The 14,672-nt window shown below is 68.1% G+C and carries 13 protein-coding genes; 6 read left to right on the forward strand and 7 right to left on the reverse strand.

What is annotated here, in order from left to right; translation table 11 throughout:
* Positions 1–267 precede the first annotated feature (267 nt).
* The gene (gene upp, locus K8V11_RS02980; protein WP_303910725.1) at positions 268–891 is read left to right on the forward strand and encodes a uracil phosphoribosyltransferase; all 624 of its coding nucleotides are present in this window, start codon (positions 268–270) and stop codon (positions 889–891) included.
* A 13-nt stretch (positions 892–904) separates the two neighbouring features.
* On the opposite strand, the gene K8V11_RS02985 is transcribed toward upp, so the two are convergent.
* On the reverse strand, positions 905–1,501 hold the full coding sequence (locus tag K8V11_RS02985; protein WP_303910726.1) for a gamma-glutamylcyclotransferase family protein: 597 nt from the start codon (positions 1,499–1,501) through the stop codon (positions 905–907).
* 282 nt (positions 1,502–1,783) lie between these two features.
* On the opposite strand from K8V11_RS02985, the gene K8V11_RS02990 reads away from it, so the two are divergent.
* Positions 1,784–3,190 (forward strand): NAD(P)H-quinone dehydrogenase, encoded by a 1,407-nt coding sequence (locus K8V11_RS02990; RefSeq protein ID WP_303910727.1) that lies wholly within the window; start codon positions 1,784–1,786, stop codon positions 3,188–3,190.
* A 76-nt stretch (positions 3,191–3,266) separates the two neighbouring features.
* On the opposite strand, the gene glpK is transcribed toward K8V11_RS02990, so the two are convergent.
* Positions 3,267–4,811, reverse strand: coding sequence for a glycerol kinase GlpK (gene glpK, locus K8V11_RS02995; protein ID WP_303910728.1), 1,545 nt, complete (start codon positions 4,809–4,811; stop codon positions 3,267–3,269).
* Positions 4,812–5,002: 191 nt separating this feature from the next.
* On the opposite strand from glpK, the gene K8V11_RS03000 reads away from it, so the two are divergent.
* A complete protein-coding gene (locus K8V11_RS03000) occupies positions 5,003–6,754 on the forward strand; it encodes a glycerol-3-phosphate dehydrogenase/oxidase (RefSeq protein WP_303910729.1) in 1,752 nt (583 codons plus the stop codon).
* Here K8V11_RS03000 and K8V11_RS03005 read toward each other — a convergent pair.
* From K8V11_RS03005 to K8V11_RS03025, 5 genes are all read right to left on the reverse strand, one after another.
* Positions 6,732–7,079 carry a hypothetical protein gene (locus K8V11_RS03005; RefSeq protein WP_303910730.1) on the reverse strand — a complete coding sequence of 116 codons (348 nt, stop codon included), beginning with the start codon at positions 7,077–7,079 and terminating at the stop codon, positions 6,732–6,734. The genes K8V11_RS03000 and K8V11_RS03005 overlap by 23 nt on opposite strands.
* Before the next feature lie 102 nt (positions 7,080–7,181).
* Positions 7,182–8,963: an acetyl/propionyl/methylcrotonyl-CoA carboxylase subunit alpha gene (locus tag K8V11_RS03010; protein WP_303910731.1), complete on the reverse strand. Its 1,782-nt coding sequence runs from the start codon at positions 8,961–8,963 to the stop codon at positions 7,182–7,184.
* Between the two features lie 92 nt (positions 8,964–9,055).
* Entirely contained in the window at positions 9,056–9,775 is a 720-nt protein-coding gene (locus tag K8V11_RS03015; protein WP_303910732.1) for a nucleoside triphosphate pyrophosphatase, read from the reverse strand.
* A 10-nt stretch (positions 9,776–9,785) separates the two neighbouring features.
* A complete protein-coding gene (locus K8V11_RS03020; protein WP_303910733.1) occupies positions 9,786–10,037 on the reverse strand; it encodes an acyl-CoA carboxylase subunit epsilon in 252 nt (83 codons plus the stop codon).
* Entirely contained in the window at positions 10,034–11,671 is a 1,638-nt protein-coding gene (locus K8V11_RS03025) for an acyl-CoA carboxylase subunit beta (protein WP_303910734.1), read from the reverse strand. Before K8V11_RS03025 ends, K8V11_RS03020 begins: the two co-directional genes overlap by 4 nt.
* 206 nt (positions 11,672–11,877) lie before the next feature.
* Between K8V11_RS03025 and K8V11_RS03030 the strand changes: the two genes are divergently transcribed.
* Genes K8V11_RS03030 through K8V11_RS03040 form a run of 3 tightly spaced genes read left to right on the forward strand, consistent with a single transcriptional unit; the run spans position 11,878 to position 14,653 of the window.
* Complete coding sequence (locus K8V11_RS03030; RefSeq protein WP_303910735.1) at positions 11,878–12,771, forward strand: biotin--[acetyl-CoA-carboxylase] ligase; 894 nt, start codon at positions 11,878–11,880, stop codon at positions 12,769–12,771.
* Between the two features lie 7 nt (positions 12,772–12,778).
* Positions 12,779–13,297 carry a PH domain-containing protein gene (locus K8V11_RS03035; RefSeq protein ID WP_303910736.1) on the forward strand — a complete coding sequence of 173 codons (519 nt, stop codon included), beginning with the start codon at positions 12,779–12,781 and terminating at the stop codon, positions 13,295–13,297.
* A gap of 54 nt (positions 13,298–13,351) precedes the next feature.
* A complete protein-coding gene (locus K8V11_RS03040; RefSeq protein WP_303910737.1) occupies positions 13,352–14,653 on the forward strand; it encodes a 5-(carboxyamino)imidazole ribonucleotide synthase in 1,302 nt (433 codons plus the stop codon).
* Positions 14,654–14,672: the final 19 nt, after the last annotated feature.

The raw sequence follows: 14,672 nt of genomic DNA on the forward strand, positions 1-14,672 counted from the left end.
GTGGTCCCCGAGGCCTGGGCGGGCGTGAAGGAGCGCGGCGCGGATCCCGGCAAGGGCGAGGAGTCTCCGGCGGGTGCCGGGGCCGGGCCAGTGTGTTCGAGCACTGAGGAACCTCCCAGTGTGAGCCTCGCGCGCAGGGCGCATGCGGCTTGTTGGTCTCGACGCCGCGGATTCGGCGTCACCCCACACGACGTCGCCCGGGGGCGATCAGGTTCCCCGGCACGAAATAAATCCTCAATTGGGCGCCGGCGTGCGAAACTTGGCTGCGTGGAACCAAACGTCATCACACATCCCCTCGTCGCCGACCGACTGCGAATCGTCCGAGATGCCTCGTCGGACACCGCCCAATTCCGCTCCGCGATGGAGCAGCTCGGGCAGATGCTCAGCTACGAAGCGCTCACGAGCCTCGACTCCGATACGGTGCCGGTGACAACCCCGGTAACCGAGACGACCGGCACCTACGTCCACCGCAATGTGCTGTTCGTGCCCGTGCTCCGCGCCGGCCTCGGCATCCTCGACGCCGCGCTACGGCTCGTGCCGGAGGCGTCGATCGGGTTCGTGGGCATGGCCCGCAACGAGGAATCGCATGTGCCCGAGGCCTACCTCGCCTCGCTCCCGAAGGATCTCGATCAGAAGCAGATCTTCGTGCTCGACCCGATGCTGGCCACGGGCGGTTCGCTAATCGCGACCTGCGAGGAGCTTGTCAGCCGCGGCGCCAGGCACATCACCGCAGTTTGCGTGTTGTGCGCGCCCGAGGGGATCGCGGCACTACAGAATTCCGGGTTGCCGGTCTCGCTCGTCACGGCATCGATCGACGAGCGCCTCAACGAAGACGCGTTCATCGTTCCCGGGCTCGGCGACGCCGGCGACCGACTCTTCGGTCCGCGCTAGCAGTCCGCGCCGATCAGTCGGCGCCGCCCGCCTGGCAGGGGCGGGTGCGCAGGTTGTGGACGTAGTCGGCGGGCGCGCCCGCCGACTCGGCCGCGTCGGCGAGCTGGCCGAGGTAGGCCGCCAGCGGCAGACCGCCCTCGTAGGCGTCCATCACGTAAAACCACGCGACGACGTCCTCGCCCTGCGGCGCGTATTCCTCCTCGGAGAGCTCGCCACCGCTGATTCCGGAAGGGCCGGATGTGACGTCGGAGACCGAGAACTCCGAGACTTGCGCATCGACCGGCGGACCGGCGGGCAGATTCGGCAGCCTGTGCACGCGGGAACGCAGCCGCGTAGGCCGGATCGAATCGGTGCCCTCCCAGCGGTCGAGTAGGGCGACGTCATCCTCGGTGACGTCGTAGAGCACGACGAACACCTGCGAATCCGGGTCCTCGACCACCGACGCCAGAGCGCCCTGCTCGGAGTGCGGCCCGGGGCCGTCCACGCTGCCGCCGGCAAACGTCAGCCGCCAGCCGCGCAGCCACCCCGTCCCCGCAATGGGGGAGCGCGGGGCCTTCGCGGACATGTGGTCCGGGTCCATGTTCATTCCGTACGCGGCATACATCGGCACGTGGCCAAGACTAACGGAAGGTATGCCGTCACACCGACACAGGTTCTTCGACTAAATTGGGGAGCCGAACGCAGAGCGCATTCGAATCCGCATCGTCTCTGTGGGAAACTGCGGCGGAAGCGCAGTTGTGCCGCCCGTCGGCGGCGCACACGAACTCATCCGGGCACGGGGCGATCCCCCGCGGCCCGACCGATCGCGTGGACCGGACGTGGTGGCCAACCTCAAGCCGCCGCGGGCTCGCGCGCGTCGAACCTGTCGGCTACAACCTTGGGAGGTACCCCGGTGTCCACACGAATTGTCATTCTCGGGGGAGGGCCCGCGGGCTACGAGGCCGCGCTGGCCGGTGCCCAGTACGGCGCGGACGTCACGGTCGTCGATTCCGACGGGCTAGGCGGCGCCTGCGTGTTGTTCGACTGCGTCCCGTCGAAAACGTTCATCGCCGCCACCGGCGTGCGCACCGACCTGCGCCGCGCCAACGAAATGGGCGTGGAGATGAAGTTCGATCCCGCCGCCTACCGGCTCGATCACGTCAACTCCCGCGTCCGCTCGCTCGCGCAGGCACAGTCCGCCGACATCCGTTCGCAGTTGCAGCGCGAGGGCGTCCGCCTGCTGTCGGGCAAGGGCCGCATCGCCGACAATCGGCCGGGCCTCGCGGCACACGAGGTCGAGGTCACCCTCGACTCGGGCAAGCAACTCAAGCTCGACGCGGACATGATCCTCCTCGCGACGGGATCGAGCCCCCGCGTGCTCCCCGACGCGCAGCCGGACGGCGAGCGAATCCTCACCTGGCGGCAGGTGTACGACCTCACCGAGCTGCCTTCGCATCTCGTCGTCGTCGGTTCGGGTGTGACGGGCGCCGAGTTCGTCTCCGCATTCACGGAGGTCGGCGTCAAGGTGACGATGGTGTCGAGCCGCGACCGTGTGCTCCCGCATGAGGACGCCGACGCCGCGCTCGTGCTCGAGGAGGCACTGTCGGAGCGGGGAGTCTCGCTGGTCAAACATGCGCGCGCCGACGTCGTCGAACACCACGAGGACGGGATCATCGTGCGGCTGTCCGACGGGCGCACCGTGAAGGGCTCGCACGCGCTGATGTGCGTCGGCTCGATCCCGAACACCCAGGACCTGGGCCTGGAGAACGTGGGGATCAAGCCGCTCAAGAGCGGGCACATCCCCGTCGACCGTGTCTCCCGTACCTCGGCGCCCAACATCTACGCCGCCGGCGACTGCACCGACCTGTTCCCGCTGGCCTCGGTCGCCGCGATGCAGGGGCGCATCGCGATGTACCACGCGCTCGGCGAGGGCGTGAGCCCGATCAAGCTGCGCACCGTCGCCTCCGCGGTGTTCACCCGCCCGGAGATCGCCACCGTCGGCATCTCGCACGCGCAGATCGAATCCGGCGAGGTCCCCGCCCGCGTCGAGGTGTTCCCGCTCTCCGGCAACCCGCGCGCGAAGATGCGCTCGGTGCGCCGCGGATTCGTCAAGCTCTTCTGCCGCCCCGCCTCGGGCGTGGTGATCGGCGGCGTCGTCGTCGCGCCTACCGCCTCCGAGCTGATCCTGCCGATCTCGGTCGCCGTGCGCAATCAGCTCACCGTGTCCGACATCGCCGCCTCGTTCTCCGTATATCCCTCGATGTCGGGATCGGTGACCGAGGCCGCGCGCCACCTCATGCGCCACGACGATCTGGACTAGCCCGGCGTCATTCCAGGTATGACGCCGGAGGCGCCGCGCCACCCACGTGGTCGTGGCACACGTGCGCCTGGGAGGCCTAAGCCCAGTCGAAGGTACGCTCGACCGCCTTGTTCCAGCGGTCCCATAGCCGCGTGCGGTTTTCGTCGTCCATCTGCGGGGCCCAGCGCTTGTCCTCGCGCCACAGCCCCCGCAGCTCGTCGGTCGAGTTCCACACCCCGGCCGCGAGACCCGCCGCGTAGGCGGCGCCGAGCGCGGTCGTCTCGGTGATCTGCGGGCGCACGACCTCCAGGTCGCAGATGTCCGCCTGGAACTGCATGAGCAGCTCGTTGAAGACCATCCCGCCGTCCACGCGCATCTCGGTGGCCGCGTGCCCGGCGTCGGCGACCATCGCCTCGACGACCTCTCGGGTCTGATATGCCGTCGCCTCGAGCGCGGCTCTGGCGATGTGCCCGGCGGAGTTGAACCTGGTCAGGCCGACGAGTGCGCCTCGTGCGTCGGGCCGCCAGCGTGGGGCGAGTAGGCCCGAGAAAGCGGGCACGAGGTAGCAGTCCCCGTTGTCCTCCACCGACTCGGCGAGCTTCTCGACCTCTGCGGAGGTGGAGATGATGCCGAGGTTGTCGCGCAGCCACTGCACAAGAGAACCGGTCACGGCGATGGACCCCTCGAGCGCGTAGCGGGGGTCCTCGCCGTCGCGCTGGTAGGCGACGGTGGTGATGAGGCCGTGCGAGGATCGTTGCCGCTCGGTGCCCGTCGACAGGAGCAGGAAGTTTCCGGTGCCGTAGGTATTCTTCGCTTCTCCGGCGTCAAAACACGTCTGCCCGAACATGGCCGCCTGCTGGTCGCCGAGGATGCCGCACACGGGAGTGCCCGCGAAGATTCGTCCAGGGGCGACGGTCGCGAGTTCGCCGGAGGAGGGCACGATCCGCGGCAGCATCGAGGAGGGGATGCCGAGTGCCGAGCACATCTCCTCGGACCACTCGAGGGTTTCGAGGTCCATGAGCATGGTTCGCGAGGCGTTGGTGACGTCGCAGATGTGGTCGGGATCGCCGGAGCCGGCCGGCCCGCCGCTTCTGCTCGAGGTGCTGGTAAGCCGAAATACGAGCCACGAATCGATGGTGCCGAACGCGAGCTCCCCGGCCTCGGCCCGCTCGCGGGCGCCCGGGACGTTGTCGAGAATCCACCGCACCTTGGGGCCGGAGAAATACGTCGAGATCGGCAGCCCGGTGATCTCACGGACCCGATCCTCGCCGCCCGAGATCGTCTCGGCGAGGCGATCGCAGATCTCGCCGGTGCGCACATCCTGCCAGACGATCGCGTTGTAGACGGGCTCGCCGGTGGCACGGTCCCAGACCACCGTCGTCTCGCGCTGATTGGTGATCCCGATCGCCGAGATCTCCGAAGGGGTGAGGTCCGAGCGCATGAGCGCCTCGGTCATCGCCGAACGTACGTTGCGCCAGATCTCCAGTGGGTCGTGCTCGACCCAGCCGGGGTGGGGGAAGATCTGCGAGTGTTCGAGCTGCGTGGTGGAGCCGCGAACCGGCACGCTGTCCCGGTCGAAGATGATCGCGCGCGACGACGTCGTGCCCTGATCGAGTGCGAGAACGTATGAATTGGCTGACACGTGCCTCACACTATCGCCCAAGGGGGCCGCCGGGGACCAGGTTCCCGGCGACGTTTTCCGGTGAACTCTTCGATCCACCGCGCAGATAGTCGTATCGTGGACTTAGAGCGCTTGCAGGAGTCGATTTCCTGTTAGCCACCGGCAAGCGCCGCGGGGTGCGGCGCCGTCAACCTCCCTGGGAGATATAAGCGATGCCATCTGGTTCCGCTCCGTTGTTCGACAGCGCCGACCTGTCTCCGGCACAGCGCGAGAATGCCTGGTCGCGGCTGCGCTCGGAAGAGTTCGATGTGCTGGTCATCGGGGGCGGAGTGGTCGGCGCGGGCGCGGCGCTCGACGCGGCCTCGCGTGGCCTGCGGGTCGCGCTCGTCGAGGCGCGGGACTTCGCGGCCGGCACCTCCTCGCGCTCGTCGAAGATGTTCCACGGAGGGCTGCGTTACCTCGAGCAGCTCGATTTCGGGCTCGTCGCCGAGGCTTTGCACGAGCGCGAATTGTCGATGAGTCGCATCGCGCCTCACCTGGTCAAGCCGCTGGAATTCCTCTTCCCGCTTACGCACAGGATCTGGGAGCGCCCCTACATGGCCGCGGGATTCGTGCTGTACGACGTCATGGGCGGGGCGAAAAGCGTCCCGGCGCAGAAGCACTACAGCAAGGCCGGCGCGATGCGCGTTGCCCCGGGCCTGCGCGACGGCGTTCTCGTCGGCGGGATCCGCTACTGGGACACGCTCGTCGACGACGCGCGCCACACCCTGACCCTCGCGCGCACCGCCGCGCATTTTGGCGCGATCGTCCGCAACTCGACCGAGGTCGTCGGGTTCCTGCGCGACGGGGAGCGGGTGCGCGGGGTGCGGCTGCGCGATACCGAAACTGGCGACGAGATCGAGACCCGAGCCAGCGCGGTAATCAACGCGACAGGAGTGTGGACCGACCAGCTCCAGACGCTCGCCGGATCGGACTCCGGGCTGCGCGTACGGGCGTCGAAGGGCGTGCACATCGTCGTCGCCCGCGAGAAGATCGACTCCTCTGCTGCGCTCATCCTGCGCACCGAGAAATCCGTGCTGTTCATCATCCCGTGGGGTGCGCACTGGATCATCGGCACGACCGACACGGACTGGAAGCTCGACCTCGCGCATCCGGCTGCGACAAGCGCGGACATCGAATACATCCTCGGGCACGTCAACAATGCGCTCGCCGAGCCCATCACCCGCGACGATATCCAGGGCGTGTACGCCGGGCTGCGCCCGCTGCTGTCGGGCACCTCGGATTCGACGACCAAGCTCTCCCGCGAGCATGCCGTGCTGCCCGTCGCGCCCGGGATGATCGTCGTCGCCGGCGGCAAGTACACCACCTACAGGGTCATGGCGGCCGATGCCGTCGATGCGATCACCGAGTTCGTCGGCAAGGACGTCGGTTCGAGTGTGACGGCGGAGTTGCCCCTTCTCGGGGCCGGCGGATACCGCGCGCTCGTCAACCGGATCCCGCTGCTCGCGAGCCAGTGGAAGGTGGGCGAGGACGTCGTGCGCCGACTGCTCGACCGCTACGGCTCACTCGCCGGGGAGATCATGAAACTCGCGGAGGAGCGCCCGCAGCTGGCCACGCCGCTGATCGGCGCGGAGATGTACCTCGAGGCCGAAGTCGCCTACGCAGCCGCCCGCGAGGGCGCGCTCCACGTCGAGGACGTCCTCGTACGCCGCACGCGCGTGTCGATGGAGTGCTCGCACCGCGGCTCGGAGAGCGCGCAGCGGGTCGCGGAGATCATGGGCTACGAGCTCGGCTGGTCGCAGGAGATGATCGACTCCGAGGCCCAGCTGTACCGCGAGCGCGTGGTGGCGGAGCTGATGTCGCAGTCCTCGGCCGACGACAACGAGGCGGACGCGCTACTGCGCAGCGCCCCGGAGGCGCGCACCTCGCTCGTGGAGTCGTCTATTCATCCTGCCGGTAAGTAGCGACGACGAAACGTTCGATCGCCGCGAAGGGGCCGGCGAACTCCTCGTCCGGTTCTGCGTGGCCGGGGGAGGCGGCCAGGGCGAGATCGTCTCGTCCGACGTCATAGGTGATGATCGCGAGGCACGTGACGTCGGTCTGCTCGCACACGGCCCAGGACAGCTCCGTCTCCTCGGCCCAGCCGCGCGTGAATTCGTCGATGCGCGCGAGCGCGCGTTCCGGGCTCAGCTCGAGTATCGAGCCGACCGCCGCGGTGTCGTCGATCCGTTCGTCGACGCGCAGCGCGCGCAGGTAGAAGCCGCCGGCATTCACTTCAATTGGTTCCAACGTCGTTCCTGTTCGTGGCGAGGGAAAAATGGCGGCAGGCGCCGGGGGCGAGGCGGTGTGGCCCTGCCCGCGGCGCCTGCGCGCGTGGGATCGATTGACGAGTTACTTGATCTCGCAGATCGCGGTTCCCTGAGAGACGGCCGCGCCGGCTTCGACGCTGATCGACTCGACCTTGCCGTCCTTGTGCGCGGTCACCGGGTTCTCCATCTTCATCGCCTCGAGCACGGCGACCAGGTCACCGGCGGCGACCTCCTGGCCCTCCTCCACGGCGACCTTGACCACGGTGCCCTGCATCGGTGCGGTCACGGCGTCGCCGGAAGCCGAGGCGCCGGCCGCGGCCTTGCGGGTGCGGGACTTGGCCTTCTTGCGGATGTTGCCACCGGCGGCGCCACCGAAGGCGAGGTCGCCCGGGAGGGTCACCTCGACGCGGCGACCGTCGACCTCGACAACCACGGACTTGCGCGGGGTCTGCTCGTCCTCGCCGGCAGGGGCGCCGCCGGAGAACGGCTCGATCTCGTTGTTCCAGTCGGTCTCGATCCACTTGGTGTAGACGTCGAACGACTTGCCGTCACCCTGGAACGCCGGGTTCGACACGATGTGGCGGTGGAACGGGATGACCGTCGCCAACCCCTCGACCTTGTACTCGTCGAGGGCGCGGGCGGCGCGGGCGAGCGCGGCGTCGCGGTTCTCGCCCCACACGATGAGCTTGGCGAGCATCGAGTCGAACTGGCCGCCGATCTCGTCTCCCTCGCGCACACCCGAGTCCATCCGGACGCCCGGGCCGGCAGGCTCTACGTACGTCGTGATCTTGCCGGGGGCGGGAAGGAAGCCGCGTCCGGCGTCCTCGCCGTTGATGCGGAATTCGAAGGCGTGGCCGCGCGGGGTCGGGTCCTCGGTGAACTCGAGCTTCTCGCCCTCTGCGATCTTGAACTGCTGGTGCACGAGGTCGATACCCGCGGTCTCCTCGGTGACGGGGTGCTCGACCTGGAGGCGGGTGTTGACCTCGAGGAACGAGACCGTGTCGCCCTGCACCAGGTACTCGACCGTGCCCGCGCCGTAGTAGCCGGCCTCACGGCAGATGGCCTTCGCGGACTCGTGGATTCGGTTGCGCTGGTCGTCCGTGAGGAACGGCGCCGGGGCTTCCTCGACGAGCTTCTGGAAGCGGCGCTGCAGCGAGCAGTCACGGGTACCGGCGACGATCACGTTGCCGTGCTGGTCGGCGATGACCTGGGCCTCGACGTGGCGGGCCTTGTCGAGGTACTGCTCGACGAAGCACTCGCCTCGGCCGAACGCGGCGACGGCCTCACGCGTGGCGGACTCGTAGAGGTCCGGGATCTCCTCGATCGTATGGGCGACCTTCATGCCTCGCCCACCGCCGCCGAACGCGGCCTTGATCGCGACGGGCACGCCGTACTGCTTGGCGAACTCGACGACCTCGTCCGCGCCCGAGACCGGGTCCTTCGTGCCTGCGGCCATCGGGGCATTGGCGCGTTCTGCGATGTGGCGTGCGGTCACCTTGTCGCCGAGGTCGCGAATCGCGGACGGCGGCGGGCCGATCCAGATGATCCCCGCGTCGATGACGGCCTGCGCGAAGTCGGCGTTCTCCGACAGGAAGCCGTAGCCCGGGTGGATTGCATCCGCGCCGGACTTCTTCGCGGCGTCGATGATCTTGTCGATCACCAGGTACGACTCGGCCGAGGTCTGGCCCCCGAGAGCGAAGGCTTCGTCGGCGATCTGCACGAACGGCGCGTTAGCGTCCGGCTCGGCGTACACGGCGACGCTTGCCAGTCCCGCGTCCTTGCAGGCGCGTACGACGCGCACTGCAATCTCACCGCGGTTGGCGACCAAGACCTTGCTAATGGTTTTGCTTGCGTGGGACGGCACGTTATATCTCCTGGCTTTGAATGGTCGTGGAAAGTGTAAAAGATCGATGCATTACTTGTATCGCGCCCGGCGCGATGGTTTACGAAAAATCGTCATGACGGCGGAGGCGGCTGCCCGCCGGCGGCCGCGGCCCCCGCTAGTTCTGGATCCCAGAGTTCGGACACCGAGACCCCGACGCGGTCCAACATGCGGCGAAGCAGCGGCAGAGACACGCCGATCACGCCCGAGGGGTCGCCTTCGATCGCGTCGATGAACCATGCGCCCATCGCCTCAAGCGTAAACGCGCCGGCGCACTCGAGAGGTTCGCCCGTCTCGAGGTACGCGCGGAGGTCGCGGTCCGAAGGGGTGCCGAAGTGCACAGTGGTCGTCGACCATTCGGTGATCACCCGCCCGACGCCGGTATTCGCGTGCGGGCCGGGCCCGTCGATCGCGACCTCCGCCAATGCGTGGCCGGTGATCAGGTGCGCGGACTTGCCTCGGATGGACTGCCACCGCTCCCATGCGCGCTCCACCGTGTGCGGCTTGCCGAGCAATTCGCCTTCTGCGAGCAGCATCGAATCGCAACCGAGTACGTAGATGCGCTCGGCGCCGGTTTCCCGGGCGAGAGCGGTTGCGTGCTCGGCGGCAACGGCGTGCGCCTTGGCACTGGCGAGCTCGGTGACTACCTGCTCGTCGGCAAGGTCCGCAGGCAGCTGCGAGACGATCTGGTCCTCGTCCACAGCGGACGGGATCACCCGCGGCGAGATCCCCCCTGAGCGCAGAAGGCCCAGGCGGGACGGGGAGGCGGAGGCGAGAACGAAAACGGTGGTCATAGGCCGAGCGTCAGAGGTGCTTCGAATCGAGGAACGAGGACGTGGAATTCCAGAACACGCCACGGGTCTTTTCGGCGGCCAGACCCCAGTCGTTGCGGATACCCGGCGAGGGGTTGCGCGCAGCGATCTGCGCATTGCCCTCGGACAGAGCGAAGACGGCAGTAAGAATGCCGACCTGCTCCGCGGTGGGATTGCCGCCCACGATCTCGAAGTACGGCGAGGCCGCGCCGTGCTGCTGCGGGGAGTTCTGCGCCGCGCTCACAGCGGAATGTTCCCGTGTTTGCGAGCCGGAACCGGCACGACCTTACGGTCGAGCAGTCGAAGGCCCTGGGCGATCTGCAGACGGGTATGTGACGGCGGGATGACGGCGTCGATGTAGCCCCGCTCTGCCGCGACGTACGGGTTGACGAGGGTGTCCTCGTACTCCTGCTGCAGCTCGAGGCGCTTGGCGGCGACGTCCTCACCGGCAGCCTCGGCGTCCTTGATCTGTTTGCGATACACGAACCCGACGGCGCCGGAGGCGCCCATCACGGCGATCTCGGCGGTCGGCCACGCGAGGTTGACGTCGGCTCCCATGTGCTTGGAACCCATCACGTCATAGGCGCCACCGTATGCCTTGCGCGTGATGACGGTGATCTTGCCGACCGTCGCTTCGCCGTAGGCGTAGAGCAGCTTCGCGCCACGGCGGATGATGCCGTTGAACTCCTGATCGGTACCGGGCAGGAAGCCGGGCACGTCGACGAGGGTGACGATCGGTACGTTGAACGCGTCGCAGGTACGCACGAAACGTGCGGCCTTCTCGGCGGCCTTGATATCGAGGCAGCCCGCGTACTGGGTCGGCTGGTTGGCGACGATACCGATGGAGCGGCCCTCGACACGGCCGAAGCCGACGACGACGTTCTGGGCGTAGCCGGCCTGGACCTCCAGGAACTCCTCGTCGTCGACGATGTGGTCGATGACGGTGTGCATGTCGTACGGCGCGTTCGACGAATCCGGAACGAGCGTGTCCAGCTCGAGATCGGACTCGGTGAGGCCGTCCTCGATCGGGCCCTCGTGGACGAAGGCCTCATAACGCGGCGCCTCCGCGCGGTTGTTCGACGGCAGGTAACCGAGGAGATCGCGAACGTAGTCGAGCGCGTCCTGCTCGTCCTCTGCGGTGTAGTGGGACACACCGGACTTGGACATGTGCGTCGCCGCGCCGCCGAGCTCCTCCTGGGTGACCTGTTCACCGGTCACCGTCTTGATCACGTCGGGGCCGGTGACGAACATATTCGAGCTGCCGTCGACCATCACCGTGAAGTCGGTGAGCGCGGGGGAGTAGACGTGGCCGCCGGCGGAGGGGCCCATGATGATGGACACCTGCGGGATCACGCCGGAGGACTGGACGTTGCGGTGGAAAATCTCCCCGTACAGGCCCAGGGAGACCACGCCTTCCTGGATGCGCGCGCCGGCGCCGTGGTTGATGCCGATCATCGGACGGCCGGTCTTGAGCGCGAGGTCCATAACTTTGACGATCTTCTCGCCGTACACCTCGCCGAGGGCGCCGCCGAACACCGACGCGTCCTGCGAGAACACGCACACCTCGCGTCCGTCGATCGTGCCGTAGCCGGTGACCACGCCGTCGCCGGTCGGCCGGCGCTCGGCGAGACCGAAGTTCTGCGAGCGGTGCTTTGCTAGCGCGTCGATCTCGACGAACGAACCGGAATCGAGAAGATTCTCGATCCGCTCGCGCGCCGTCATCAGGCCCTTGTCGTGCACCTTGTCGATCGCGGCCTGCCCCATCGGGGCGTGGGCCTCGTCGAGCCGGCGCCGAAGGTCCGCCAGTTTTCCGGCTGTCGTGTGGATGTCAATAGGGGCGTCCTGGCCACCCTCATCCGGTTGTGAGGCAATCGTCATGTTGTCGACTCTATCGGTTGACGCGGTCGGCGTGGAGATGAACCTCTACGTTCGCCGCGATCATTCTCCGGCATTGCAATGTTATCTTTCTGTAATCCCAGTTGGGGCCGTTGTCGCCGCCCCGAGCGGAAGGGAATCAACTGTGGAACACACCGGGTGCGCGGTACCGCACTCCGCGTGTCGGGCTTGCGCACTAGGCTGGGGGCGTGTTCAACGACATCTCCAGGCCCCCGCTGCGTGAAGCCGAGCTTCGTTCGGCTCTCGTCGACGGCCCGCTCGCCGATTACTCGGAGGTCCGCGTGGTGGAGGAGATCGGCTCCACCAACGCCGCGCTCCTCGAATACGCGTCGACGGGGGACGGGGACCGCTCTGCGCTCATCGCCGAGTTCCAGAGCTCCGGCCGCGGCCGCTCCGGGCGGTCGTGGACGGCTCCTGCGGGCAGCCAGGTCGCGCTGTCGGTGTTGATTCGCCCGGGGGCGATCCACCCCGATCTCTTCGGTTGGCTGCCGCTGGTCACCGGGCTCGCGGTGCGCGATGCGCTCGCGGGCAGCGCGGGGCTTGAGGCGTCGCTGAAGTGGCCGAACGACGTCATGGTCGGGGACGGCGTCGCGGCGCGCAAGATCGCCGGAATCCTCGTGGAGATGACCACGGTCCCCGCCGAGGGCGTGTATTCGATGTCGCTTCCCGCGATCGTCGTAGGCGTCGGGCTCAACGTCTCGCTGCGCACCGAGGAGTTGCCGGTGCCGCATGCCACCTCTATCGACCTCGAACGCGCGGCGCAGGGTCTTGATCCCGCGGACCGGCTCATCGTGGCGAAGGAACTCTTGCGCGCGCTCGCCGTCCGCCACGACCAGTGGCGCGCTTGCGAGCGCGGCTCGGGGTCGGTCATCTCCGATGAGCTGTATTACGAGTACATCGACGCCTGCTCCACCGTCGGGCAGGACGTGCGGGTCGAGCTGCCCGGCGGAGAGACCAAGACGGGCACCGCCACAAGGGTTGACCGCTCCGGCCAGCTCGTGGTCGACACGGCCGGCGGCGACGAGCCGTTCGTCGTAGCAGCGGGGGACGTGCACCACGTGCGGCGCGGCAGCGGGTACTAGGGGCGCGATGCGTCTTCCCTTTCGTCCGGACCGCCCGCCGGAGCACGTCCTCATCGAGACGAGGCCGCATTGGCGCGGCCTGGTGCGCCCCTCCCTCGTCGCCGTCATCGGCGCGGGGATCGCCGGGCTCGCCGGAGGTTTCGCCGAGTTACAAGCACCGGCGTATGACGGCGGAGATACTTTCACCCCCATCATCGTCGTCATCGCGGTCCTTTATCTTCTCGTCGTGCTGCGGTTCACGGTGGTGCCGTGGATGCGCTGGCGCAGCCAGGTTTTCGTCGTCACCGACCAACGCCTCGTCGGGCGATCGGGGATCGTGAGCAAGAACCGTTTCGAGATGCCTCTTGGTCGCGTCAACGCGGTGCAGTACAGGCACACGATGTCGGACAGGGTCTTCGGTACGGGCACGCTGATCGTAGAAACGGCGACGGGGGACTACTTCGAGTTTCCCAACCTGCCCAGCGTTTCCGCAGTTCACGAGGTGCTCTACCAGCTCGTCGCGCCGGTGCGCAGGCCGTTGCGCTAGCCCGTGCGGGGTAGCGGCGGCGCGCGGCCGGGAGAACGTGCGAAAATGGGCGGCGTGACTTCTTCCAGCGATCCCGCCAGTGCCCCTACGCAGTCGTCCGCCGCGCGCCGCAATCCCCTGGGGATGCCGGTCGTGGGAATGATCGGCGGCGGCCAGCTCGCACGGATGACCCAACCGGCGGCGCTCGCGCTCGGGCAGTCGCTCCGCGTCCTCGCCGCGTCAGAGAGCGAATCCTCGGCGCAGTCGACCCCGGACGTGGTTCTCGGTTCCTTCGACTCGGCGGGCGATCTTCAGCGCTTCGCCTCCGGGTGTGACGTCGTCACCTTCGACCACGAGCACGTGCCCCAGGAACACCTGGCCGAGCTCGTGGCGTCCGGCGTCAACGTGCAACCGCCGCCGCAGGCGCTGCTGCACGCGCAGGACAAGCTCGTCATGCGAAGGCGCCTCGCCGAGCTCGGCGCGCCGGTCCCGGCGTTCGCGCCCGTGGAATCCCCCGAAGATGCGGTTCGCTTCCTCACCGAGAACGGCGGCACCGCCGTGCTCAAGGCGTGCCGGGGCGGATACGACGGCAAGGGCGTGTGGATGCTCACCAGCGTGGAAGACGCCCACGCGATCACGGCCGAGCAGCTCGCGGCCGGGGTGCCGCTCATGGTTGAGCAGCGGGTGTTCTGGCGCCGCGAGCTTTCCGCCCTCGTCGCGCGCTCGCCATTCGGACAGGGCGCGGTTTGGCCGGTCGTGGAGACCATCCAGCAGGGGGGCATCTGCCACACGGTCATCGCGCCCGCGCCGGAACTGTCCGACGAGATGCGGACGCAGGCGCACGCGCTGGCGCTCACGATCGCCGGCGAGCTCGGTGTCACCGGGGTGCTCGCCGTCGAGCTCTTCGAGTACGTCGGCCAGGACGGCACTCCCGGGATCCTCGTAAACGAACTCGCCATGCGCCCCCACAATTCCGGGCACTGGACGCAGGACGGCGCGATCACCTCGCAGTTCGAGCAGCACCTGCGCGCGGTGCTCGACTACCCGCTCGGTTCCACGCTCCCGCTCGTCCCGCTCACGGTGATGGCCAACGTGCTCGGCGCCGATCAGACCCCGACGATGAGCATGGACGAACGCGTCCACCACCTGGGTGCCCGTTTCCCGCACGTCAAGGTGCATCTCTACGGCAAGGAAGAGCGGCCGGGCCGCAAGCTCGGTCACGTCAACGTGGTGGGAAGCGATGTGGGCCCGGAGACCCTCGGCGAAACCCGCGCCGTCGCCGACCTCGCCTCCTACTGGCTCGCGACCGCGACGTGGGCCGACGGTTGGGACCCGCACGAGGGCGCGCCCGCAGGCGAATTCACCCGCACGAGCTAAGGAGCAGTTGTGAGTAGTA

This window comes from Dietzia timorensis (assembly GCF_020742175.1).
GTDB lineage: Bacteria > Actinomycetota > Actinomycetes > Mycobacteriales > Mycobacteriaceae > Dietzia > Dietzia timorensis_A.